Here is a 24,005-nt window from a genome sequence, read left to right as displayed (position 1 = left end):
TGGACTCGATGTGCATTCGGCGGCGATACGCCTTGTAATAGGAGCGCACACATACTCCCTGGCAGGAAGAGAACTACCGGTGAGCCTTCGTGTACACATGACCGGATCCGAGTGGTTCGGGTCGTTGGCCGGTGGCCTCAACCGTTATTTCGAATCTCTGTACCACGCATTGAGTGCACTCGACCCGAACACCGAGTGCTGCGTGACCGCGGCCGCATTCGGTGACGCACTGCCCGGGGCGCAGAGCTGGGGCGCACTCGGTCGCCCGCTGCCCCTCCGCCTCGCCGCCTCGAGTACCCCGATCGACGTCCGACCCGGAGGCATCGTCGACCGCCATTTTGCGCTGTACGGCTACCTGGCCCCGGTCAGAGGAAAAGCTGTGTCGGTGACGCACTTCCACGGACCGTGGGCCGCGGAAAGCGCCGCCTCAGGATCTCGGGCCGGCGCGAAGTTTGCCGTCGAGAAGTTCCTCTACCACCGGTCCGACGCCTACATAGTTCTCTCCCAGAGCTTCAAAACCCTTCTGGTAGAGGACTATTCCGTCGCCCCCGAGGACGTCCGAGTGATTCCCCCCGGTGCGGAACTGGACCGCTTCCACTCCACCGCCATTCCGGACGAGCCGCCGCTGGTGGTGTCCGCCCGCCGGCTCGAGAAGCGAATGGGACTCGACGTCCTCATCGCCGGGTGGCCCGCGGTGATCGCTGCGCACCCCGACGCACGCCTGTCCATCGTCGGGACCGGCAGCTACGAGGGCGAGCTTCGGCGGATGGCCGCCGAATCCTCGGCCGGTGCCAGCATCACGTTCGAGGGACGGGTCAGTGACGAACGCCTGGCGCAGCTGTACGCCCTCGCCACCGTCACCGTCGTCCCCAGCCTGTCGCTCGAGGGGTTCGGACTGATCGCCCTGGAATCACTGGCCTCGGGCCGAGCACCGATCGTCACGAACTGCGGAGGTCTGCCGGACTCCGTAACCGGCCTCGACCCCTCGCTCGTCGTCCCGACCGGCGACACCGCTATGTTGGCAGAGCGTATTTCCGACGCTTTGTCCGGTTCTCACCCCACTCCCGAGCAATGTAGGGCCCACGCGGAAACTTTCGACTGGCGAACGATTGCACATCGCCATGTAGATCTGTATTCGTCGCTACTCGAAAGGCACTCATGAAGCGTGCGCTGGTATTGATTCTGTTGATCGCCGCCATGATGACGGTCCATGCGCCGGCAAATGCGGCCAACGGTGACCTACAACTCGGGTTTGCCAGCGGATCCGAGCTCGGCCGGTTGTCCCCGGACGATCTCGATCGGCAGCTGAACGCGGCGGCAGATGCCGGTGCCACCTGGGTACGCGTCGAGATGGACTGGGGCGATATCGAACCCGAACCGGGGAACTTCACCTGGGATTCCACCGATCGAGTAGTCGCCAGCGCTCGCACACACGGCCTCCAGGTACTGGGCTTGTTGACCTACACTCCGGTCTGGGCCCAGCGCGGCTTCGTGCTTCCCGGTTCACAGCAGGCCGCGCCCGCCGATCCGAACCAGTTCGGCAATTTCGCTGCAGCTGCCGCATCCCGGTACACGGATTCGATCCAGACCTGGGAAATCTGGAACGAACCGAACATCGCAGTCTTCTACGGACCATCCACCGATGTGCGGTCTTACCTGCAAGTCCTGCAGGCCGGTTACGCTCGCATTCACGAAATTCAGCCGGACGCAACTGTTCTCAGCGGCGGACTGTCCAACGCTCAGGACGTACTCCCCCTCGGACTGTCTCCGGTGACGTTCCTGCAAGAGCTGTATGCACTCGGCGGCGGCGCATTCCTCGACGGGGTCGGAATGCATCCGTACACCACACCCGGATACGCGCCTGACAACGCCAACTGGACTCAGATGGCCGCGATGTACACCACGATGCAGAACAACGGTGACGGCGGCAAGCAGATCTGGATCACCGAATACGGCGCTCCGACCGGAAACACCGGTTCCGAGCAGCGCCAGACCGACATCCTCACCAGCGCTCTCGCGTCTGCGAACACGGTTCCCTTCATCGCCAGGCCGATGTTCATCCACTCGATACGAGACGGTGGGACCGACCCGGCCAGTCCAGAAGCCAACTTCGGCGTCCTGAAGAAAGACTTCACACCGAAGCAGGTCTACTACACGCTGCAGGACATGTTCAGCTGAGGCTGACACTCCAGCTAGTTCGTGCGGTAGGTCCCGTCCTCGCCCAAGCGGGCCTCGGGTGAGACGAGCATCCGAGATTCGAGCTCGTGAGCGTCGTGGTCGCCGAGTCGGCGGTCCGCAGGTCGCTGATACATCGCAGGCCCGCCGTACAGGGCCGCCAGCCTGGTTCGATCGCCCGTAACCCTCCGGTCCGCGCATCTGTCCAGGTAGCTCTCCCGCTCGTCCTCGGGAACGGCGGCCAGGAAAGCTGCGGCGTTGACGACCGCGATCATCCCCGAGACGTGCCCGAACCCAAGGCTGGTGAGCAATCCCGCGCGCAGGGGGAACGACTGCGTCAATTCGAGAGCCGCCCGAGGCCAGACGAGCCGCTCGTGCACAGCCATCTCACCGTCGACACAGTCCAGGCTCCTGTTGGCCGGCACCGTTCCGGCAGCCAGAACCTGACACAGGCCGATCAACTGCAACGCCGCAGCGCCGCCCTTGCTGTGACCGACGAGCGACTTCTGCGAGACGACGAACAACGGCGCACCGGGGCTACGGCCGATCTCGGTACCGAGGCGTTCGTGTAACTCAGCCTCGTTGGGATCATTTGCGCGAGTGGAGGTGTCATGCTTGGAGACCACCGCGACATCATCTGGTGGCACACCCAGATCACGCAGCGCGACGGCAAGTTCCGACTCCACACCGCCGAGGCCGGCACCGAGCGCACCGAGACCGGGAGCCGGGATCGACGTGTGGATACCGTCACCGAACGTCCCTGCCCACGCGACGACACCGAGCACCGGCAGGCCCATCTTCAGCGCCAGATCACCACGAGCGAGCAGGATGGTGCCGCCGCCCTGACCCTCGACGAAACCGGCTCGACGCCGATCGTTGGGTCGGGAGAAGTGACGAGGATCGATACCCCGCGCCTCGAGCGCAGCCGAATCCGCCGTCGCCGACATGTTCGCGAAGCCGTTGATGCTCTGCGGTCCAGCGTCGTCGAACCCGCCGGTGACGACGAGCGTCGCCTTGCCGAGTCGAATCTTGTCGACGCCCTCCTCCACCGATACCGCGGCGGTCGCGCAGGCTGCCGATGGGTTGACCATGGCCCCATAGCCCCCGACATACGACTGAACCGTGTGTGCTGCAATCACATTCGGAAGCGTCTCTTGCAAGATGTCGTTCGCGGCATTGTCACCGAGCAACGTGTCCACGTACACCGACGCCATCGATTGCTGCGCACCCTGACCCGTGCCCTGTGTATTTGCCACATACCGTGGGTGCACCCAGCGCAACAGCTCCGCCGGAGTGAAGCCGCTGCTGACGAACGCATCGACCGTGGCCACCAGATTCCACACCGCCACCGGATCGAGCGAGGCGACCATATCGGCGGGCACACCCCACCGAGTTGCGTCGAAACCCTCGGGCAGATGCGCACCGACGGTACGGGTCAGCGTCATCTTGCGGGGCACCCGAATCTCGGTCCCGGCCAACCTGGTGACGCGCCAGTCAGCTCCTCCTGCAATGGGTTCGACGAGCGTGCGCGCTGCATCGGCCGACTGGAACGAACGAGCCTCGGCCTCGCTGGAGACCACGAACGACAGATCGTTCTCGAGATAGACCGACGTCAACAACGGAACCTGATGATCGGTCATCGACATGTAGTCACCGAACTCCCGGATACCGCAGCGCGCGACGACGGCGTCGTGGTACCGCTCGGCAATCTCTGCTTCGGGAACCAGATCCGAGGACTCGGTGTCGTACCAGCCGGGCGCAGGATCGCGACGCCACTCGATAAGCCCGGTGTTCCAGGCCAGCTCGACGACACCTGCCGCTGACAGTCGCGCGTCGACCTCCATCTCGAAGCGGGTGCGTGAGGAGCCGTACGTCCCCACCTCACCCGCACCGACGATGACGATCAGATCAGCTGGATTCTGCTGCAGCTCCGGCCAGTCCAGATGTGCCGCTTGGGCCCGATGTGGGGGCGTGGGGAGGGAGTCCACTGTCCGCTCTGTCGGTGCCGCAGCGGGCGTCGCCGTAACCACCGTGCGTGCGAGCTCCGCGAAGTCGAGACCTGCATCGCCCAAGCCGCCGCTGAGATCGACTCGAACCGGGGACTTCGCGGCCTCGGCTCGCACGTCCGGGGTGCACTGCGCGAGAATCTGCTCGGCCATCTCGCCGGTGGTCCACGTCTGGACACCGGCGGCATTGGCCGCTGCTGCCAGGCGATCGTTGTGGCCCATCAGCCCGGTCCCCATCACCCAGCCGATCAACGCATGCACCAGTGTGACTCGGTACGCCCAGTCCTGCTCTGCATTCCATCGCGCGGTGAGTGCGTCGAGCGCAGCCTTCGCTTCCCCGTAGGCACCGTCGCCGCCGAACAATCCGCGATTCGGCGAACCCGGAAGCACCACATGCAGACGTGAGGCGGTGTCGATATCGGCACCGATGGTGGACATGGTCGCCACCAGCCGCTCGACGGACCACAACAGCACCCGCATCTCGAGCTCGGCGCGGCCACCCACATCGGTGAGACTGCCCCCTACCCGAGGTGCAGCGAAGGGCAACAACAGCGTCGGCACCAACGGCCGCTTCACGACCCGCGTCTTCCCACCTGCGGTCTCACGCTGCACCGAACCGATCCAGTCGGCCAGGGCGTCGACATCGGAGTAGCACGCGAGATTCGCGGGAACTACCCACAGTGCCGACTCGATCGAACCGTATGTGCGATAGAGGGTCTCGAAGAATCCGAGGCGCTCCTGACCCAGTGAGGACGTGGTTGCGATCACCGTCGCACCGCCCGACAGCAAGTCGGCGACGATCGCCGCGGCGATGGAACCCGGGCTGGCCCCGGTGACCACCGCGACCTCTGAGCCCCAGACCGAACTCGGTGCCGACAGAGCGGAATCCACGATCTCGACATAACGGGCGGCCAGATCGTCCCGATCTTCGTCCGCGGCTCGCGTACTCCACCATCGTGCCTGCTGCGCAACGGCCTTTCCTGCACCGAGAAATCGCTCCGGTACCGGTTCGATGTCGCCCATCCAGATGCGCACCAAGTCCTCACGCGCGCATGCCCAACGATCGTCGAGCAATACTGCGCGCCGCGCATCGAAAACCGGAGCCATCAATCGCGGCCAGTCGGCACCGAGTTCGGCCGAGACAAGATCGAGCAGAGTTGTATCGGGCACCGATACCGCCTGTGCGGCGGTGGTGACGGGATTCAGCCTGGCCAGCATCGTCCGCGCGGTGTACGCCAAGATGCCGTCGGGTCCGGTGATCTGCTCGGCCAGCTTCAGCAATTCGCCCGAGTCGACGACGCTGTCGGAAGCCGTGCCGACCGACGGAAGCGCCACCGAAACGTTCTGAGCTGCAGCTACTCTGGAGACACAGGCATCGATGGCCGAGTCGACCGCGGCCGCGTCGGCCAGAGTTCCGCCGAAATCGGAGAATGCGCCTCCGCGCACGCTCGATCCGTCGCGAGTGGCCATCGCCACCTCGGCGCGCACATGGGCCACCCAGCCTGGCCCGAGTTGCCAGACGTTCGCCACGCGCTCACCGATCGCGACCGCTCGACGCCCGGAGGGGCCGAACACCTTACGGAGTTGATCCTCGATGGCGTCGCTCAGAACCGGGCCGAACGGCTTGTACCCGCTGGCCTGGCGCTCGAGCGTCGGAAGGAGCTCGGACACCGCAGTGTCGGCGACCCCATCCAACGGCCCGGTTCCCAACTCGCTACCGAGATCGAGCAGCAGTTGATTACGCCGGGAGGACACCCCGTCACAGAGAGACTCGACCGAGTCGGTCGGAACGATCTGGGACCGATCGATCTTGGTCCACAGGCTGATCAGAACTCGCGCGGCCGCCGACGCGGTGAACGTCAGATCGGCCGGCCGAGAACCACCCGCCGGTGCCGTGGGGATGTGTGCAGTGGGTGCCGGTGCTGTAAGGGCTGGTGCTGTGGCGGCTGCTGGCGCCGCCTGATTCACGGCATCGTCGGTGCGCGGGGTGTCGGTGTTCGGGGCGTCGGTGTCGAGGCCGAACACTGCGGCACGGTCACGCTCGACGTTGAGTATCTCGACCGGGTAGCCGATTCGATCCGCGCGGCGCGTGGATTCGGTCAGACCGGAGAGCGTGGCCGCGGCAAGGTTGGCGACAGTGGGCGCAGAGCCCAGGCCCACTTCCACGAAGCGCTCGACTCCCATGCCTCCTGCAGCGGTGTTGCGCAGCAACAACTCCTGCGTTTCGATCCAACGAACCGGGCTCGCGAACTGCCAAGCGAGCAACTCGATCAGTACTTCCGACGCCATCCTCGCGGGAGCAGCGGACCACGCATCGAAGTTCTCGAGCATCTCCGCGGCAGACTCCGAGGGCACGGTCTGGGCAATGGATTCGAGAAAATACCTATCGAGTTCCATCGGCCGGGCCACGAGGTTCGGAATGTAGCGTCCGAGAAGCAGACTCGGATCGATCTCACGGGGTACCAACTTCGCGAGTATCCGCCTGAACGTCGATACGCCCGATCGAAGTACCGACGAATGAAATGGAATATCGATTCCCGGAATCTGTACGAACGCTCGCTCACCGCGGGCATTGGCGTACCGCTGGAGAGCATCGAGCCCCGCGGTACTTCCGGCGACGGCATACTGCGCATCGCGAAGGTTGTAATTGACTACCTCGACAAACGCACCGCTCTCACGAGAGAGCCTGTCCACCAACGGTTTCACGTCGGCATGGCTGATGCCCATTCGATTCGGCCGGATCACCGCCATTCGATACTCGCTTCGGCCGTCCTCCCCGCGCGGAGTCAGGTTCGACATGATCGACCCGCGTCGAAACACCAGTTCCACAACCGTGTCGAGATCGAGAACGCCCAGGGCAGCGAGCGCGTTGTACTCACCGACGGAGTGCCCAGCGAACATCCCGTCGGCTGCCACAGCCTGCGATGCGCGAAGCTCGGCGAACTGCGCGAAGCTCATCACCGCCATCGCCACCTGGGTGAACTGAGTCAGGTACAGCACGCCGTCCGGGTGCGCAAACACCTGTGTCCCCAAACGGATTTCGGTCGGATTGTCTCGCACCACAGCCAGAATGGAGAAGTCGAGAGTGCGCCGGGTGATCTCGTCGGCTCTGCTCCATACCTCACGTGCCTGCTCCGAACGAGCCATCGCGTCCAGACCCATGCCCGGACGCTGAATCCCCTGACCCGGAAACGCGAACGCCGTCACCGGCGCAAGCCCGAGCGCGGAGGCTGTCATGACCAACTGCCCGTCGACGCGGCAGGAGATCTCGAGCACCTCCGCGCCCGCGCAGATACCGACACGATCGACAGAAACTGCCACCTGGACACCGGGGCGGATCGGTGCCAGGAAGCGCGCAGTCCACTCCCGTAGAACACGATTCGGTGGCCCGTCCCCGGTTGCCGAAGCTGCCTGCACCACCTGTTGCGCGGCCGCGGACATCCACATTCCGTGCACGATGGGACCGCCGAGACCTGCCAGCGCGGCTGCGTTGTCGGAGGTGTGAATGGGGTTGTGATCGCCGGACATCGACGCGAACGCCTCGAGGCGAAGCGGAGCCACTATCAGTGCATCGCGGCGACGCTTTCGCGCCGTGGGAACCACCGTCCTACCGGCACCGGCGACGACGGGATCTGTCGCACTGCCCGCACCCAATCGTCCGCGCATGACGAATCGTTCCGTCAATACCGCCAACGGTGCCGGATCCAGATCACGAGCACCCGTGGAGTCCACCTGAACCTCGATCTGCACAACGCGCCCGATGTCGGTCTCGTCGACCCGCCGCACCTCGGCTCGAATCAGCAACGCACTCATGACCGTCGGCAGTTCGGAAACACGTTCGATGTGATGATCGAGATGCACGAGATCGAGGAACCCCTCGATCGCCGATGCACGGTCGGCTGTGCGAGCCTCACCGAGAACCGCATAGACCGCAGGCCAACATGCTCCGACGATCACATCCGGAACCGTCGAACCGTTCTGGTACAGCTCCGCAGGCAGGCCGTCCGCCGTGACCGCGGCATGGTCCTGCACCATCGCCGGAACCCAGGCGACAGTCGATCTGGCCACCCCGTCGCGCACCGCAGGCAAGCTCACACCGGCCGCGATATCGAGCAACGAGAGCATTGCGTCCGTGGCGGCGATGGGGTCGACCTGCGGTACTGCACCGTCGGCTGTCGACGGTGCCACCGTGATACCGATTTCCACGTCGCGTCCGGTCGAGACCGGAACCGACAGGGTGACAACCGAATCCATCTCACCGACGAGCATGGAACCCGATCGCGTGTGCACGGCTGTCCGGGGCGACTCCATCACCCATTCGCGAGCGGGCCCGAGCCGCAGGATGGGGTTGTCGATCAGTCGACCCGCCCACATGACGTCTGGAGCGTCCAGAACCACGCCGATGTTTCCTGCCGTGCCGCCGCGCCTGCTGGTCGTGCCGGTCGGTACGCCGCCCTCGTCGAGCAATGCCCGTACTGCAGCGCTCTCGAATCGATCCAACAGCTCGCCCACCGGTTCGTTCATCCGGTCGATCCCGCCGACTGCCACCGGCCCCGGAATCACACACACCTGATCAGCCGAATACCGCGGATCGTGTGCCTGCCACAGCGAGTCGCTGCGCCACCAACGACGCACCTCGGCATCGACGACAGGTACGAATCCCACCGGCTTGCCCGGCGTGCGGCACAGGCCGAGGAAGTAGGGCGCATCGCCCGGATGCAACAGCGTCGAACGGGCCGCCGGATGTAGCTCGAGGACGTCGTCGAGCAACTGCAGTGGATCAGCGGCAGCATCGACCGTGATCGTTGCGATCGGCCCCGAGTCGACAGTATCGAGCCTGGCCTCCGTGCGCTCAATCATGCTCACGAACCGCGATTCCCACGCCGCGTCGATCCAGCTGTCGTCGTACGACAGTTCCAGGTACCGCCTCAGCCATTGCTCGTAGGTCATGACCGAGACGTCGCCGAAGTAGGGTTTGGCCGTCGCGTTCAACGCGGCGACGACCTCCCCGTGCCGAGCGGCCACGGCATCGGCATCGCCTGCCACTTGGTCGAGCAGCCTGCCGCACCGGGAGGCCGCGTTGTCGATTTCGTGAATGTCCGCACCGAGCTGGCTTCTTCCCGAGGCCATTCCAGCAGACGCGGTACCCGCTCCGATCCACCGATCGGTACCCCCGGTAGCGACGAGCAGTCGTTTGACGTCCTCGGTCGTCGTAGCCTCGAGCGTCGCCATAGCCGCTGTTCCGACCAGAATGCCGTCGGTCGGCATAGCGGGGTATCCGAGCGCGCGTGACCATGATCCGGTGAGGTACTCGGCCGCACGCTCAGGGGTCCCGATGCCTCCACCGACGCACACCACGAGGTTGGCGCGAGTACGTAGGCGCGCATAGGTCGCGATCAGCAGATCATCCAGGTCTTCCCAGGAATGGTGCCCTCCTGCTCTGCCGCCCTCGATGTGCGCGATCACGTGATGGTCGGGGACCCGCTCCGCAATCGCGATCACGGCGTCGATCTGAGCAACCGTGCCCGGCTTGAACGCCACGAAGCTGATTCCCGCAGTATGTAATTCCTCGATCAGGGCCACCGCGTCATCGCGTTCCAGAATGCCCGCCGTCACGACGATCCCGTCGATCGGCGCACCGGCAGCACGGGCCCGCGGAACCAAGCGCTTGCCGCTCACGTGCAGCTTCCACAGACGCGCGTCGAGGAACATCGCGTTGAACTGCGCCGTTCTGCCGGGCTCGAGCAAGTCGGCCAGCGAATCCAAACGCTCGGTCAGTAACTGCTCGGTCACCTGCCCGCCGCCGGCCAACTCTGCCCAATGTCCGGCATTGGCTGCGGCGGCCACGATTGCGGGGTCCACCGTCGTCGGCGTCATGCCGGCCAACAGCATCGGCGATCTGCCGGTGAGTCGGGTGAACGAGGTCTCCGCGACCAGTTGTCCACTGGGTAGACGGCGAACCCGAGGCGAGAAACTGGACCAGGGAGCAGGCCGCACGGGTGCAGCGCCCGCGGTCAGCAACTCTCGCTGCCCCTCGCGGGAGGACACCGCGATCATGCCGATGCCACTGCCGGCTACGAGCGGATAGCTCAGCCTGGTGATCGCATGACCGGGACCGATGTCGAGGATCCACTCGGCACCCGACTGGACGACCTCGGCCACGTGATCGGGCCAATTCACCGGGTCGACGCCGGTCAGCCTCGTCAGCTCCGCGACGCGATCGGAATCGAGACCACACTGGCGAGCCCATCCCCGCGCAATGTCGACGGCTCCGTCGAGAGCCGGATGATGGAACGCCGCCTGGATCTCGAGCGGATCGAATCTGGGCGCGAACAGCGAGCCTCCATGCTGCCGTAGCGCACGCTGCGCTGCTTCATGCTCAGCAATAGCGTTGCAGCGCTGCTGAACTCGCTCCAACTGCTCATATGGTCCCGAAATGACCGCGCGCCTGCGATTGTTGACGATGGACAACACCGCCGGCAATTCACCATCGAGGCGGGAGTGCGCGACCTCGTCGACGACTGCACGCAGACGTTCGATATCGACGTTGGACACGGCCACCATCGGTGCGCGCCACGGCCACGCCCCAGCACCCCTGCGAATGCCCGACGATGCTGACCGGCGGGTGCGCGTCCACATCGATTCCCTGAAGCCTGAGGGCACGAAGAACTGCGATCTGGGTCAAAAGGATACCGGGCCCCGAGAACACCGGGGCCACGAGCTGGTCGATACTCGGCACTCCTGCCGCATCATCGGAGGCCCGTGCATCGACCCAGTCCATCGGCTCGAACGGGCGGGGCCGCAACCCTGCCAGACGCGCCGCCACCGGCTCGAGGATCCGCGCTGCGTCAGCGGACACCGCGCGCAGCTCCGCGCTCAGACCGAAGTCCGACGTGATGTTGTCGAGAACGTCGAGCCAGCGTGAACCCTGACCCGCGAACACCATCGCGTAGGGCGTACCGGACGTGATCGCCTTCGCCACACTGAGCTCGGCCCGCGTCGCGAGCGTAGACCGCTCGTGCACAGCTGAACCTGACTGTCCTACACCCACATCGTCAATGGTCACGCGGACTGTTCCTCTCGAACAACGGGATCCCGACCCGGTCGATCGATTCGTTCGGAGTCAGCAGCGCCGGCGACCCAGAGCATCGGTACGGAACGTCGCCGAACCGATGTAATTCAAGTTTGCATCAGCAAATTCGAGATGTCGCGACAACCGCACACCGGCAACCGGTGCGCTTCGGTCCGTGGTGTCGACGTCGCGTGCCGACGGACAACGGCAAGCACCGGATTGGACCTGCCAGCTCAGGCCGAAAGTGTTGCTGCCGAACGCATTCCGAGATCAGAAGCGAAACGGACCGAACGCCGGTCGATGTCGCCGGAGGAGCACGATACGGGTCGTGATGTGTTGGAGGTCACAGTGACGGCGCACACCGGTTTCGGTTGCGCACGTTGACTTGTCGACTCGCACACGGCCACAGAACAGCGCCGGCAACCCGAAGGGGGTTGCCGGCGCCGCCACTGCGGTGAGTCAGTACGCCCCGTCGCTGCCTGCCACCGCCCGGACAGTCTTCGCGATAATCAGGATGTCGCCAACCATGGACCAGTTCTCGACGTACGAAAGATCCAGTCGCACAGTCTCTTCCCAGGACAAGTCGGACCGTCCACTGACCTGCCACAGGCCGGTGATGCCGGGCTTGACCAGCAGGCGACGACGAACCTCACCGTCGTAGGTTTCCACTTCGCGGCGCAGCGGAGGCCGAGGGCCAACGACGCTCATCTCACGCTTGAGCACGTTGATGAACTGAGGCAACTCGTCGATGCTGAACTTGCGCATGACTTTTCCGACTTTGGTAACCCGCGGGTCGTCGCGAATCTTGAACAGAACCCCGCCCGCGCTCTCGTTCTGCGTCAACAGGTTCGACACCTGCGCATCGGCGTCGACGACCATACTCCGGAACTTGATCATCGAGAACGGCTTGGCGTCGATGCCCATCCGCTCCGACAGGTAGAAGACCGGTCCCCGGCTGGTGAGCTTGATCGCGGCTGCCACCACCAAGAGAATCGGCGAGATGAGCAGCAGGACTGTGGCAGCGAAAACCATGTCGAAGGCGGTTTTGCTGAACCTGGTTGCACCGTTGTACTGCGGCTTCTCGACGTGGATGAGCGGGAAGCCTGCGACCGGACGCATCACCAGTCGAGGCCCGGCGACGTCGACCACGCCGGGAGCGACCACGAGGTCCACTTTCTTCTTCTCCAGATCCCAGATCATCTTGCGAATACCAGCGGTGCCGAGGTGCTCGGTCGCCGTCACCGCGACGGTATCTGCACCGGAAACCTCGATCGCGTCGACCACGCTGTGTTCATCGCCCAGCACAGGTATCTCGAAACCGTCGATGGTGACGGCTGCCTCGTCGGCAGCGGAGTAGCCCGGCAGGCACATTCCGACAACTGCGTACCCGGACGACGGTGACCGCTCGAACTGCTTGGCCATGGACACCGCAGCCGCCCGGCTCCCGACGATCAGAACCGACGTCGTGTACTCGCCCTTGCTGCGCTTGCTCGAGACGTTCTTTCGCCAAAGCCAGCGGCTCAGGAGCAAGCCGACGAGACCCACCGGCAGCGCGATCGCCAAGTACAGGCGCGCGATGTCCACTCGGAACAGCAGAGACAGAATTGCGATGACACCGAACAAGCGGAACGTGGCCGAGACGATCCGGCGGTACTCCTCCTCGCCGGTGCCGATCACGCGCGGCGAACGCGTCCGGAAAATCGCCAGAAAACCGACCCACAGCGCGATCAACGCGACCGAGAGCCCCGAGTATCCGAAGAAGGACACCATCCCGGAGGATTCGAGCTCCCCGAACCGGACTATCTGAGCAATTGCGACTGCAGCCAGCACGACGAGTACGTCGGTGACCCGCAGGCGGTCGATGTATTGAAGCTCCCACACCCGACGAGATGTGAGTCGGCGGATTCGCCAGCGCTGCCTCGTACCGACCGATTCGGTCTCGAGACGCGGGTCGACGTCCGGCCTGGTGTACCCAGGTGCTGTCACGATCCAATTCCTCCTGGCATCCCGACACTCCGGGTCCGCGGCCAACGGTTCTCGACGAACCGACTCCCCCCACATCCGCGTCGACGTGAAGCTTCTGTATCTCCTGTTGAACGAGTATCGCGAAGTATCGACGTGGAGCTCAACCGAACCACGACTTGGTGCGCAACTTCACAGACACTGGTCAACACTTCATAGTTCGACTCCGGCAGACAAGTCGTTACACCCAGTCCACTGATTGAATGACGAGACCTGCCGCGGTGCAGTGTATTTAACCCCCGCGAAACAATTCGCGTTCTCATTGTTCACCAAATATCCGAATTCGAGTGACCGACCGAACCCGCTGCGGCCGGGGCGTCGAGGTGTACAGCCCAAGCCACGATCAACAGCCACGCCGAACCCGAGACCACGACCGAAGCCCCGGTGCCCTCCGCGACCCAGCGGGCATGCCGACCCGGGCCGTCGAATTTCTGCTCCGAACACGCGCCGAGTGAAGCGAACGAACCAACACGATCCAGGCCCGCACAGGATCACTGATACCCACCTCGCTGCAGTACGCAGGAGTCGATGACGACCGACAAGGTCGATTCCGGCAAGAATCGGGTGCAGCTGACCGCGGTGAGCGCGGTCAGCTGCACCGGATTCCGACCTTCTGCTGCGATGAACGTGGGCGAATGCTCCGCAAGTGGCTCGCGCTGATCGTTGTGGTGATCCTCGGCGCTGCACCGTGGAACATCACCACCCCCGATCGGCCGGTCGCCGCTGAGAAGGCGCCTTCTCCAAAGCCATCGAGCCAGCGCACCTCAGTGTTCACGATCGCGGTCCGCACGCGACTTCCCGCGCTATCGGCCCAGTTCTGAACACTGCGGTGCGGCCGGGAAGACCGACCTACCAGCGCATGGGAAAGTAGGAATTCACTCTGACGAAACGGACCCATGCCCACCCTTCATCACGCCGCGCTCACAGGCGTCGAGCCCCACACCCTCTATCGCATCGTGGCCCTGCGGGTCGCGGTATTCGTGCACGAGCAGAAGATCGTCGACGAGGTCGAACTCGATGGCGCAGACCTACTTCCGACGACGGAGTTGTTCTGGATGCAGGACGACAACGGTGAAGTGTCGGCCACCCTCCGAGTCCTCGTCGACGACACCGTCCACATCGGCCGCGTCGCGACCGCGGCAGCCGCGCGAGGCCACGGCTACGCCGGCGAACTCGTCGAGGCCGCACTGAAGGCCTACCCCGGGGTTGTCGAGATCTCCGCGCAAGCCCACCTCGAAAACTGGTACGGGCGCTTCGGATTCGTTCGGGTCGGAGAGCAATACCTGGACGCTGGAATTCCGCACGTCAGGATGCTGACCCGCGCTGGTTGAGACTGCGCAGTGATGGCGATTCACCCCGTCACGTCGATGTCGCCCTCGAAGCACGTACGGGCGTTCTCGAGGAGTTCGCGATTGCCCGCGAGGGTCCGGTGACTGGAGAGGGTTGGTTGCGACGATCGATCGAAATTACGCCCGTTTCGCCTGCGCAAGACTCGACGCAGTCGACATGAACGTCGTGAACACCGACGCGAACAGTTCGGGCTCGTCGAGATGCGGAAAATGACCGGCACCGGGAAACACTTCGACGGTGGCACCGTCGGGTAGTTGATCACGAACCTCGTGCGCATGGACGGCCGGGATGATCACGTCGTGATCGCCCCACACCAGCATTGCCGGGACGCCGGTGAACGTCTGGAGCAACCGCGTGGCGCTGACTGTCTGCCCGCGGTAGTCGATCACCGATCTCGCGGTCGCCAGGAAGGCGCGGCGGGTGGGAGCGTCGGCGACGGATGCGAAGTTGGCCCACGCCCGGCGATCTCCGGCGCCCAGGCGCACGATGCGCAGTGCAGAGAGCAGGCCGAGCACACCGCCGAGGATTCCTCGGACCGGTGCGGATGCCGCCACAGGAATGGCGATGCCACTGCCCGGTACCGATGCAACCCGCAGAATCGGGTTCACTTCCTGTCCGAGACCGCCACTGGCAACCAGGCAGATGCGGTCGACCAGATGAGGGAACAGGTACAGCATCTGCATCGCCACCCCTCCGCCGTAGGAGTGGCCGACGACGGTCGCCGAGTCGACATCGAGAGAGGTGAGCAGATCTCGAACAGTTGCTGCGTGGGCGCTCAGCGAGTAATCGCCCGGCACCTTGTCGGACTCGCCGTGGCCCGGTAGATCAACTGCAATGACGCGAAAGTGCTGCGACAACTCGGCGATCTGGGGATCCCAATCATGCAGGTTGCCCATCAATCCATGGATGAGCACAACGGCCGGACCGTGCCCGTGATCGACGTAGCGGATGGTGTGACTGACCAGATCGCGAGTGCGAGGAGCGATGGTCGGGTCGAGCAGGCTGCTGCCCATGACCGGACATCCTTTCCTCGGGTATCGCCCGTTGCGGGCCCGGCTTCGAATGCCCTGGTCTACCCCTCCGCAAACTCTCGAACACAGTGATGCGAGTCGACGGCACCGACTCCTGCGATCGCCGTCACGGTGGCAGGCTCAGCCCTGCCGGGCGTCACTTGGCGGCAGCCCACGCGAGCGTTGCCGCCGAACCGATCACCCCGAAGAGCGACCCCAATACGTAGCCCCCGAAATTTGCGGCAGGGAGGGCGACCAGCGCCAGAATCATCGCTGCTACGCCGGCTGGGACCCTCGCCTCCGCGCGCACCAACACCGAAAATGCGCACACCAACATCATCGATCCGAGCATCAGCGTCGACACCCCTGCAATAGTGCTGATCGAAATCAGCAGATCGCCCACCTCCACGGTTGCCAACGCCGGCAGCAGGAGCATGGCACCGGATGCCGTCAGGAACACCCCACCCCAGAACGGTCGCGTCGCCCTCCACTGCCGAAAACGCGCCCGCCGATCGTGCTCGGCGCGTTGGGTCAACACGATCGGTCACCGGATTCCACGGAGACCGCAAGATTCTCGAGTGACGCACCGGTCGCGGTCAGCGTGATGATCTCCACTCGAGTCTGTCCTGCCGAAGATTGTCCGACTGTGACCGCAGAGGTCGCCGTGCCCGTGACCTCCCCGAGCGCACTCGCGTCGAGTCCCAACCGAACGTCCGCCACCGATACCGACCCGCCGACCGAGGACGCGTCGAGCACGATTCCGTCGGCGGTCGCTGTGTTCGCTCCGGGAACACGAGCGAACAGCGTGACGTCACCGAGAAACGGGATTCCGAGCGCCGATGTGGACAGGCAGACATCCGACAATTCCACCTGGTCCAATTTGACTGCAATACTTGGCATCTCCCCCGCGGCCGTACTGACGGCACGCGGATAGACGGTGATCCCGGTGGCCCCGACCGCGGACACCGTTCCGATGAACGGTTGCCCGGACAATGCAAGGTTGACGGGTAACTGCCCTGTCGCGATTCCCCCGCCGATGATTGCCAGTCCGACCGCACCCAAGGCCGCAACGACAAGAAACCGAGATGTGCGAACTGCCCCCTCCCGCCCGTTAATGGGAGCACCGGTCACAACGCGGAAGAGTCATCGTCGGCCTCGTCAGGGATAGGTGTCGATTGCGCCTCGAGCGGATGTCGAACAGTACCGCAGCTGCCACCGATCGGGGCCGCCCACCAGCCGGAAGATCTCGGACCATTGCCGCCACCTTCACGATTGCTTGCCCCGAGAAACGAAACCGCGACGGCGGAACGAGCGGAGCCTGTCCCTCGTGGTGCGCCGACGCAATGGCGGGCCGGCGGCACCCGCGCCATCGCGCAGCCCCTTGATGACCTCGCGGACGACGTCCGGTCCGTCCAAGCGCGGGCTCCACCGAAGATCCCGTCGAGCGCGATCGGTATTCAACATCGGTGTGGCGAAGGCAAGATCCACCCATCCTCGATGGATGGCCGAGAGGTGGGCGTCGAAGGCGACCCGAGCAGCTCCGGACAGCACCCGGTGCGAGACGGGCACGATGCGCGCACCGAAGGCATCGGCCACGTCCTGTGCTCTGACCGGTGTGGGAGCAGCGAGGTTGTACGCACCGGTCGCACGACGGTCGAGAGTCTCGACGATCGCATCGGCGACATCGTCGGTATGGGCCGCCGGAACGGTGAACGATCTGTCGATGGGTAGTAGCGGAAGATGGTCGACGACCCCGGAGGGAACGACGTCGGGTAGGCCGAATCTCAAAATGGCGCTGCCGAATTGGTATTGCCCGATCAATCCCGGCCGAATTCGGGTCACCGCGAGATCGGGGTAGGCCCGCTCGATGTGGTCGAGTACGGACTCTGCAGCCGACTTGTCCATGCTGTACGTCGACGACAGCACACCCGTAGTCGGCCAGGACTCGTCGACTTCGACGCCGTAGGAGCCGGGGGCGTAAGCCCCACCGGAGGACATGTGCACCAGATGTGGGACTCCGGATTCTGCGCAGGCCGTGGCTACTGTGTGCACTGCGTCGACGTTGACCGCACGGAGATACTCACGGTTGCGCATCGGCTGAAATGCTATGGCCAGGTTGACAACTGCATCGGCACCGCGAAGTGCCGACCGCAAGGCGTCGTTCGCCCGGTCGGCCGTGACATCGAGCGAGACCCACTCCATTCGTTCCGCCGCGTAATGGGGTTGTCGACGCGCAATTGCGACGATGGAGTCCGCCGGCCGGCGGCGCTGCATCGTCCGCACCAGTGCCGAACCGACATTGCCGGTGGCACCGATGACGACTACCCGCATGATCCCTCGGTGGTCGAACAGTTGCCTGGGCCCACAGGGGTTCGCCTTTCGCAGTACGGGCATCGCGGCGAGAAGCCCCGCGACGGGGAACGATGATTACTCGGGATGCCCTGAACCGGTGGATCGAAACACTACGTTTTCGCAGCCGAACCGGGGGTATGGCAGGTCGATGGCCGACACTGCGTCAACACCCGCTCCCACCGAAGCCGACCCCGACGATCCGCGCAAAGCGGACTCACCTGCGGATCTGACGAAGCCGTCGTGGATCTACGTAGCGAAGAAAACTGCGCGCGAATTCTCCCGCGACCAGTGCACAGACCTCGCCGCGGCGTTGACGTATTATGCGGTGCTGTCGCTGTTCCCGGCCATCTTGGCCATCGTGTCGTTGCTGGGTGTCTTCGGCCAGGGACAAGCGACGGTCGACGGTGTGCTGCAAGTGGTCGGCGATCTCGGTCCGCAGTCTGCGGTGGACACCTTGCGCGCACCCATCGAGCAACTCGTACAAGCTCCGACCGCCGGCTTCGCGCTGGTCATCGGCATCGCCGGCGCGCTGTGGTCCGCGTCCGGCTACGTCGGCGCATTCGGACGCGCGATGAACCGCATGTACGAGGTGGACGAGGGGCGTCCCGTCTGGAAACTGCGTCCGCTCATGCTGTTGGTGACACTGATTGCATTGGTGCTCATCGCACTCGCCGCGGTCATGTTGGCGATCAGCGGACCCATTGCCTCGGCCGTCGGAGACGCCGTCGGACTCGGCGACACGGCGCTGACGATCTGGAACATCGCCCGCTGGCCACTGGTGCTGATCGTGGTGACCCTCGCTGTCGCGATCCTGTACTACGCCACTCCCAATGTGCAGCAGCCCAAGTTCAAATGGATCAGTTCCGGTGCCGCCGTCGGCATCATCGTGTGGATTCTCGCCACCGTCGCATTCGGCTTCTACGTCGCGAACTTCTCCAGCTACAACAAGACCTACGGTTCACTGGCCGGAGCCATCGTGTTCCTGCTCTGGCTCTGGATCACGAACTTGGCCTTGCTCTTCGGTGCCGAACTGGACTCCGAGCTCGAACGCGGCCGGCAACTTCAGGCGGGCATCGTCGCCGAGAGACGACTGCAACTGCCGCCGCGCGACACACGAGTATCGGACAAGAACGACGAGAAGGACGCGAAAGCCGTCGAGCAGGGTCGGCAATTACGCGAGGAACACAATCCCGAGTCGTGAATTCGTTTCCATCCAGATCGATCGAAAGCAGTTGCTGAACGGTCTCGCAGTTGGCCCCGGCAATCTCCCCGGTGTGGCACTTCTCGCTGGCTACTGATCTCGGCGATCGATCAACGGTTGCTCCACTCCGCGGAACCGATCCGGGAATCCCCGCGGCCGGGCGGTCGAGTGGAGCATGATGTGCCTGCGCGGAGCGCAAGCGTGAGGCTATGACCGCCTCCGGGGGTTTCCTTCCCTGCTGCTCGAGGTATACGGCGCAGAGGCGCGCGGCACGGCCGAACCGTCGTCGTTGAGCGTCGAGAAGGAGCCCTGCGATGTTTCGGTCCACCGCTCGTCGTCAAAGCGATTCTGCGCGTAAATATCTCGACTTCTCTGCCCTGACACCCGCCCTCGACGCGGCCGCTCAGCTCACCGCAGCCGCGCTGGACTTTCCCATTTCGATGATCAACATCGTCGACAAGGACACGCAGTACACATTGGCCCAACACGGGTTTGCGCCCAGCGCAGGGGCCGTGGTGCCCCGCGCCCACACCATCTGCGCACACACCGTCGACGCAAACAGGATCGTCGGCGTGGACGACGTAAACACCCCCGGCGCATCCACGCTGCCCGACGACAGTTCGGTACGGGAGATGATGCTCGACGCCGGCCTCTCGGCGTACGCCGGAATACCGATCGTGGGCAGAGAAGGAATGGTCATCGGCACACTCTGTGTATTCGACACCGAACCCCACCCGGTGACCGAGACCCACGAACGCCTACTCACACTGCTGGCCGGGACGGTCCAGGAACAGCTCTCCACCCACCGTGACCGCGGCCACTCACCCTTGGATTCTGCCGGTTCAGCCGAATTCGCGGCAGCCATCTCGGCCGGGGAAATCAGCCCCTGGTACCAGCCCATCATCGACCTCGACAGTGGGCGCGTCGCCGCCGTCGAGGCGTTGGCGCGGTGGAATCACCCCTCCCGAGGACTCCTGACCCCCGACGCATTCATCGAACGCATCGAGGCCAGCGAACTGATCATCGATCTCGATCTCGCGATCCTCACCGCAGGCCTTCGCGACCTGGTGACCTGGTTACCCATCGACAATTCCCTCCGAGTCCACATCAATTTGTCCGGAGTGCACTTTGCACATCCTGACTGCGTCGACCGGTTGATCACCACCGTGCGCGACTCAGGATGCAACCCGAAGTCGGTGGTCCTGGAAATCACCGAATCGGCTTCCTTCGCGTCCAGCCCGGTCAATACGCGGTTCGTTGCGGACCTGCGTGACGCCGGCTTCGGCGTCGTCCTCGACGATCTCGGTGCCGCATGGTCCGGGTTGGAACGGCTCTTGGAGTTTCCACTCTCGGGATTCAAAGTGGACAAAGCCGTGACGGAGCGACTCGGCACACGTGCAGGGGACGCTATGATGCGAACGTTGCACTCTCTCGCACAAGACCTCGAACTCGAATTCACCGTCGAGGGCGTCGAAACCGCTGAACAGGCAGGCGCGGTCGCGGCACTGGGTTCGGTTCACGGACAGGGTTATTGGTGGTCAAGGCCCGTGCCGGCGGCAGATATCGTGACACTACTGTCCAAGAGCGTGACACCCGTCCGTGATCGGACCGAGAACGCGTTCACAGCCGGCGAAGCCTAGCCACGTCGGCATCGAGTCGAACATGCTGTTCAGGCGACCAGATCCACCACTGCGCGGATGTCTTCTGGCGGCTATGCGCAAACTGATGCACGCAGTTGCCGGTCCGGGTACGAAGGCAAAGTGCAGCTACCTACCAAATTGCACGTCGGCAAGCACACCGGCAACAACGAATCCTCCGGCGATGGCGCAGCCCGCCACGCGCGTCCGCCGCGGCAGATACGCGGTCAGAGCGAAGGCGCCGGTGTCCCAGACATCGACTCCCACCCCGGCACGCAGCAAGGGGCGCACCAACTTCGGGGCGTACCTGGTGGCTGCATACAGCCCGCCGCCGATGTAGATTTCTCGGATTCCGAAGGTGCGGGCGGCAGCACGCGTGGTCGCCACGGCGGCGTCGGGCCCGGCCAGGAGTTCGTTGGCGCGAGTGGGCGCGATCATATGGGCGAGTCCGATTGCCGCACGGCCCAACCCGACGATGTCGGGAAGGCGTCGTACAAGTGTGGTGCTGATAGCCATGATTACTTTCCTCAGGTAGTGGAGACAGTGTTCTCGCGAGCCAAACGCCGGAGCAGACCGACCGGCTTCTTGATGCCGAATGCGACGATGGTGGTGCGGCCGTCCTGGTGAGTCCACTGCAGAAGGGCAGAACCGTCGTCGACGGATCCTTCCAGAACGGTCGGATCTCCCTGCAGGGGAAGAGGACCGACGACTTTGATGGACAATCCCAGGATCTCGGTCCAGAAGTAATCGTCGGTGGGTGCGCAGGTCGGTTCGACGCCGAGCGCAGAGGCCGCAGCAATTTTGCCCTGCGCGACGGCGTTCGACCAGAACGGTGCTCGACGGGACGCCGTGCGCGAGTAGGCGACATCCCCGGCGGCAAAGATGCCGGGAACTTCGGTAGCGCAGCGGTGGTCGATCCCGACCCCCATCCGGTCCGCGATACCGGTACCGTCCAGCCAACCCGTCTGCGGCTCATCACCGGCGCAGGTGACAACGAGGTCAGCGGTCAGCGTTCGATCTGCGAACTCGATACCCGTGACGGGATCACCCACCAACGCGACGGGGGCATCCGCCCGAACGAACTCGACCGAGGCAGCCTCGGCTCGCACGACTATCGCGTCGGACAGGAAGGAACCCAGGAGCCGCTGCAACGGTGGATCCACGTCGACGACGGTCACCGCGATCCCGCGTGCAGCGCAGGCACTGGCGACCTCCATGCCGAGGAACCCTGCACCCACCACGATTGCGGTAGAGGCATCGTCCAGTGCCGGACGCAGGGCGCGGACGTCCGCGAAGGTCCGCAGCACGCTCTCGCCCGCCTGATCCGGATCGGCGATGCGCCGGGCGGACGCTCCCGTGGCCACGATCAGAGCGTCGTAGGCAACGTCGATTCCGGCAGTCGTGGTGACCATCCGTCGTGTGGCGTCCAACGACACCGCAGGATCGAGAATCGCCGTGATGTCGAGATCGGACAGGTCCCACGTTTGGGCCTCTGCTGCCTCATCTTTGAGCACATGCTTCGACAACGGCGGTCTCGCGTAGCAGCCGTCGTCCTCGGCACCGATCAAGACGATCGGACCGTGATGCCCGCGGGCGCGGAGCTCACGGGCAGCGGTGCACCCGGCGATGGAGTCCCCGACGATGACGATGCGACTGTCGGTGCTCACGTGCTCTCTCGGAGGGCCGCCACCGGACACGCGCCGATCGCCGAACGTGCCGCGGAGGCAAGGTCGTCGGGTACGTCGCCGCCATCGAAGGCGTAGTGAAGCTCGCCCTCGTCGTCCAGGCCGAAGACCTTCGGAGCTTGATCGGCACAGATTCCATGCCCTTCGCACCGATCCCAGTCGACGTCGATTCTCATTGCGGTGTCCCTTCTGCTGCCACCAATTTCAGCGGCAGGCGTTCGTATCGGTGAATGACGTTGTTGACAGCCCTTTTCGGTTTTCCCGAGGGGACGAATCGTTCGACCCGGCGCGCCAGCACGCGAAGCATGGTCTGCGCTTCGAGTCGCGCCAATCCTTGACCGGCGCAGCCGTGCGTACCCGAACCGAAACCGAGTTGGCGGGCCGCATCGCGGGTGATGTCGAACGCGTCGGGGTTGTCCCATTCCCGCTCGTCCCGGTTCGCCGACGCGTAGATCACCAGCACGCGGGCCCCTGCGGGAATCGAAGATCCGCCGATATCGGCGTCGCGCACGGCCCGTCGAGAGAATGCTCGGATGGGTGACTCGTACCGGACGACCTCGTTGACCGCGTTGGGAATCAGGTCCGGGTTCTGCCGTATCGCCTGCCATTGCTCGGGATGTCGGGCGAACAGGTCCAGTGCGCCGGAGATAGCTCCGATGGTGGTGTCGAGCGATGGGCCGAGGTAGTCGATCATCAGTGCCGGGCACGCCGATTTCTCGAGTCGATTCTCGTCGGCGGCGATCAGCACGTCCTCGCCCATGCTTCCGGGCAACACCGACCGCTCGCGCACCACCCGTTTCGAGAAACTCAACATCTCGGCGGCAGCCCTCACCGCGGTGGCCGAATGCCGATTGACGGGGCCCAGCGAGTCGAAAGTTGCTCCGGCCCAGCGTAAAATGTCTTCGCGGCCATCCTCGGGCCAGCCGACGAGATCAGGGACGATCGACATGGGGAGGGCCGTCGCGATGTCGTCGACTCCGTCGACGAACTGCTTGCTCAACGCGGCGTCGACGATGCTTTCGGCCTTCTCCGAGATCGCCGTGGTCATCTTCCGGACTGCCTTCGGAGTCAGACGGTGCACCAGAATTGCCCGCTTCGATGCGTGCTCGTCGCCATCGCTGTTGAGGGTGGTGCCCCGGCCGAGCCGGTTGGCAATGGGATTGAGCGCGACGCCGTCCCCGGATACGAAGGTCTCGTCGTCGAGCAGCACTGTCTTGCACTCGGCATACCGCGGGATGGCGAACACCTGCTGACCGGGGAGCCACACCACCGGGCCCAGTTCTCGCAACCTCGCATAGTGCGGGTACGGATCGACAATGGCACCGGTGGAGTAGATGTTCGTTCGGTACTGGGGAATCGAATCAACATGGGTCATGTGCACGTCCTCGATGCAGAGCAGTTAATGACGATATCGTCACCCATGAGAGCGTCACCAGTCAAGATTTTTGACGAAATCGTCATATTTGACCGGCGATAGGCTGGCAGTACAACCTGT

At 64.3% G+C, this 24,005-nt stretch carries 17 protein-coding genes; 6 read left to right on the top strand and 11 right to left on the bottom strand.

Annotated features, from left to right (window positions below; all coding sequences use genetic code 11):
• The first annotated feature begins 97 nt into the window (after positions 1-97).
• Both QM590_RS08550 and QM590_RS08545 read left to right on the top strand, forming a co-directional pair.
• Positions 98-1,162, top strand: a complete 1,065-nt coding sequence (locus tag QM590_RS08550) for a glycosyltransferase family 4 protein (RefSeq protein ID WP_269594553.1) — start codon at positions 98-100, stop codon at positions 1,160-1,162.
• The gene (locus tag QM590_RS08545; protein WP_269594552.1) at positions 1,159-2,178 is read left to right on the top strand and encodes an endo-1,4-beta-xylanase; all 1,020 of its coding nucleotides are present in this window, start codon (positions 1,159-1,161) and stop codon (positions 2,176-2,178) included. Before QM590_RS08550 ends, QM590_RS08545 begins: the two co-directional genes overlap by 4 nt.
• A 14-nt stretch (positions 2,179-2,192) precedes the next feature.
• On the opposite strand, the gene QM590_RS08540 is transcribed toward QM590_RS08545, so the two are convergent.
• The 3 genes from QM590_RS08540 to QM590_RS08530 form a co-directional block, all read right to left on the bottom strand.
• Positions 2,193-10,736, bottom strand: coding sequence for a type I polyketide synthase (locus QM590_RS08540; RefSeq protein ID WP_269594551.1), 8,544 nt, complete (start codon positions 10,734-10,736; stop codon positions 2,193-2,195).
• Positions 10,666-11,205: an ACP S-malonyltransferase gene (locus QM590_RS08535; protein ID WP_269594550.1), complete on the bottom strand. Its 540-nt coding sequence runs from the start codon at positions 11,203-11,205 to the stop codon at positions 10,666-10,668. The genes QM590_RS08540 and QM590_RS08535 overlap by 71 nt, the downstream gene beginning before the upstream one ends.
• 507 nt (positions 11,206-11,712) lie before the next feature.
• Positions 11,713-13,158: a sugar transferase gene (locus tag QM590_RS08530; RefSeq protein ID WP_269594581.1), complete on the bottom strand. Its 1,446-nt coding sequence runs from the start codon at positions 13,156-13,158 to the stop codon at positions 11,713-11,715.
• Positions 13,159-13,910: 752 nt separating this feature from the next.
• On the opposite strand from QM590_RS08530, the gene QM590_RS08525 reads away from it, so the two are divergent.
• Together QM590_RS08525 and QM590_RS08520 are read left to right on the top strand one after the other, a co-directional pair.
• Positions 13,911-14,096, top strand: coding sequence for a hypothetical protein (locus QM590_RS08525; RefSeq protein WP_269594549.1), 186 nt, complete (start codon positions 13,911-13,913; stop codon positions 14,094-14,096).
• 75 nt (positions 14,097-14,171) lie between these two features.
• On the top strand, positions 14,172-14,606 hold the full coding sequence (locus QM590_RS08520; RefSeq protein WP_269594548.1) for a GNAT family N-acetyltransferase: 435 nt from the start codon (positions 14,172-14,174) through the stop codon (positions 14,604-14,606).
• 135 nt (positions 14,607-14,741) lie between these two features.
• Here the strand turns inward: QM590_RS08520 and QM590_RS08515 are convergent, their stop codons facing one another.
• The 4 genes from QM590_RS08515 to QM590_RS08500 all read right to left on the bottom strand — a co-directional run bounded on the left by QM590_RS08515 (position 14,742) and on the right by QM590_RS08500 (position 17,966).
• Positions 14,742-15,638 (bottom strand): alpha/beta fold hydrolase, encoded by an 897-nt coding sequence (locus QM590_RS08515; protein ID WP_269594547.1) that lies wholly within the window; start codon positions 15,636-15,638, stop codon positions 14,742-14,744.
• Between the two features lie 154 nt (positions 15,639-15,792).
• Positions 15,793-16,173: a DUF6114 domain-containing protein gene (locus QM590_RS08510; RefSeq protein ID WP_269594546.1), complete on the bottom strand. Its 381-nt coding sequence runs from the start codon at positions 16,171-16,173 to the stop codon at positions 15,793-15,795.
• Positions 16,167-16,697 (bottom strand): DUF6230 family protein, encoded by a 531-nt coding sequence (locus tag QM590_RS08505; protein ID WP_269594545.1) that lies wholly within the window; start codon positions 16,695-16,697, stop codon positions 16,167-16,169. The genes QM590_RS08510 and QM590_RS08505 overlap by 7 nt, the downstream gene beginning before the upstream one ends.
• A gap of 204 nt (positions 16,698-16,901) precedes the next feature.
• Entirely contained in the window at positions 16,902-17,966 is a 1,065-nt protein-coding gene (locus QM590_RS08500) for an NAD-dependent epimerase/dehydratase family protein (RefSeq protein WP_269594544.1), read from the bottom strand.
• Between the two features lie 169 nt (positions 17,967-18,135).
• Here QM590_RS08500 and QM590_RS08495 point away from each other — a divergent pair, with 169 nt between their 5' ends.
• Both QM590_RS08495 and QM590_RS08490 read left to right on the top strand, forming a co-directional pair.
• On the top strand, positions 18,136-19,188 hold the full coding sequence (locus tag QM590_RS08495; protein WP_269594543.1) for a YihY/virulence factor BrkB family protein: 1,053 nt from the start codon (positions 18,136-18,138) through the stop codon (positions 19,186-19,188).
• A gap of 314 nt (positions 19,189-19,502) precedes the next feature.
• Positions 19,503-20,828, top strand: coding sequence for a sensor domain-containing phosphodiesterase (locus QM590_RS08490; protein ID WP_269594542.1), 1,326 nt, complete (start codon positions 19,503-19,505; stop codon positions 20,826-20,828).
• 126 nt (positions 20,829-20,954) lie between these two features.
• Here QM590_RS08490 and QM590_RS08485 read toward each other — a convergent pair whose 3' ends face one another.
• From QM590_RS08485 to QM590_RS08470, 4 genes are read right to left on the bottom strand one after another with little or no spacing between them, the layout of a single operon-like run.
• On the bottom strand, positions 20,955-21,341 hold the full coding sequence (locus QM590_RS08485; RefSeq protein WP_269594541.1) for a hypothetical protein: 387 nt from the start codon (positions 21,339-21,341) through the stop codon (positions 20,955-20,957).
• An 11-nt stretch (positions 21,342-21,352) separates the two neighbouring features.
• Entirely contained in the window at positions 21,353-22,492 is a 1,140-nt protein-coding gene (locus tag QM590_RS08480) for an NAD(P)/FAD-dependent oxidoreductase (protein ID WP_269594540.1), read from the bottom strand.
• Entirely contained in the window at positions 22,489-22,686 is a 198-nt protein-coding gene (locus QM590_RS08475; protein WP_269594539.1) for a ferredoxin, read from the bottom strand. Before QM590_RS08475 ends, QM590_RS08480 begins: the two co-directional genes overlap by 4 nt.
• Positions 22,683-23,885 carry a cytochrome P450 gene (locus tag QM590_RS08470; protein ID WP_269594538.1) on the bottom strand — a complete coding sequence of 401 codons (1,203 nt, stop codon included), beginning with the start codon at positions 23,883-23,885 and terminating at the stop codon, positions 22,683-22,685. Before QM590_RS08470 ends, QM590_RS08475 begins: the two co-directional genes overlap by 4 nt.
• Positions 23,886-24,005 lie beyond the last annotated feature (120 nt).

It is taken from the genome of Rhodococcus sp. IEGM 1372 (assembly GCF_030056835.1).
Lineage (GTDB): Bacteria > Actinomycetota > Actinomycetes > Mycobacteriales > Mycobacteriaceae > Rhodococcoides.
Note: the sequence above shows the minus strand (reverse complement) of the source record. Positions and strands in the feature narration are given on the sequence as shown.

Coding starts and splice junctions, on each gene's coding strand:
- QM590_RS08490 (WP_269594542.1), top strand. CDS start 19,503: ATGTTTCGGTCCACCGCTCGTCGTCAAAGCGATTCTGCGCGTAAATAT.
- QM590_RS08470 (WP_269594538.1), bottom strand. CDS start 23,885: ATGACCCATGTTGATTCGATTCCCCAGTACCGAACGAACATCTACTCC.
- QM590_RS08550 (WP_269594553.1), top strand. CDS start 98: ATGACCGGATCCGAGTGGTTCGGGTCGTTGGCCGGTGGCCTCAACCGT.
- QM590_RS08525 (WP_269594549.1), top strand. CDS start 13,911: ATGCTCCGCAAGTGGCTCGCGCTGATCGTTGTGGTGATCCTCGGCGCT.
- QM590_RS08500 (WP_269594544.1), bottom strand. CDS start 17,966: ATGCGGGTAGTCGTCATCGGTGCCACCGGCAATGTCGGTTCGGCACTG.
- QM590_RS08545 (WP_269594552.1), top strand. CDS start 1,159: ATGAAGCGTGCGCTGGTATTGATTCTGTTGATCGCCGCCATGATGACG.
- QM590_RS08515 (WP_269594547.1), bottom strand. CDS start 15,638: ATGGGCAGCAGCCTGCTCGACCCGACCATCGCTCCTCGCACTCGCGAT.
- QM590_RS08495 (WP_269594543.1), top strand. CDS start 18,136: ATGGCCGACACTGCGTCAACACCCGCTCCCACCGAAGCCGACCCCGAC.
- QM590_RS08485 (WP_269594541.1), bottom strand. CDS start 21,341: ATGGCTATCAGCACCACACTTGTACGACGCCTTCCCGACATCGTCGGG.
- QM590_RS08475 (WP_269594539.1), bottom strand. CDS start 22,686: ATGAGAATCGACGTCGACTGGGATCGGTGCGAAGGGCATGGAATCTGT.
- QM590_RS08520 (WP_269594548.1), top strand. CDS start 14,172: ATGCCCACCCTTCATCACGCCGCGCTCACAGGCGTCGAGCCCCACACC.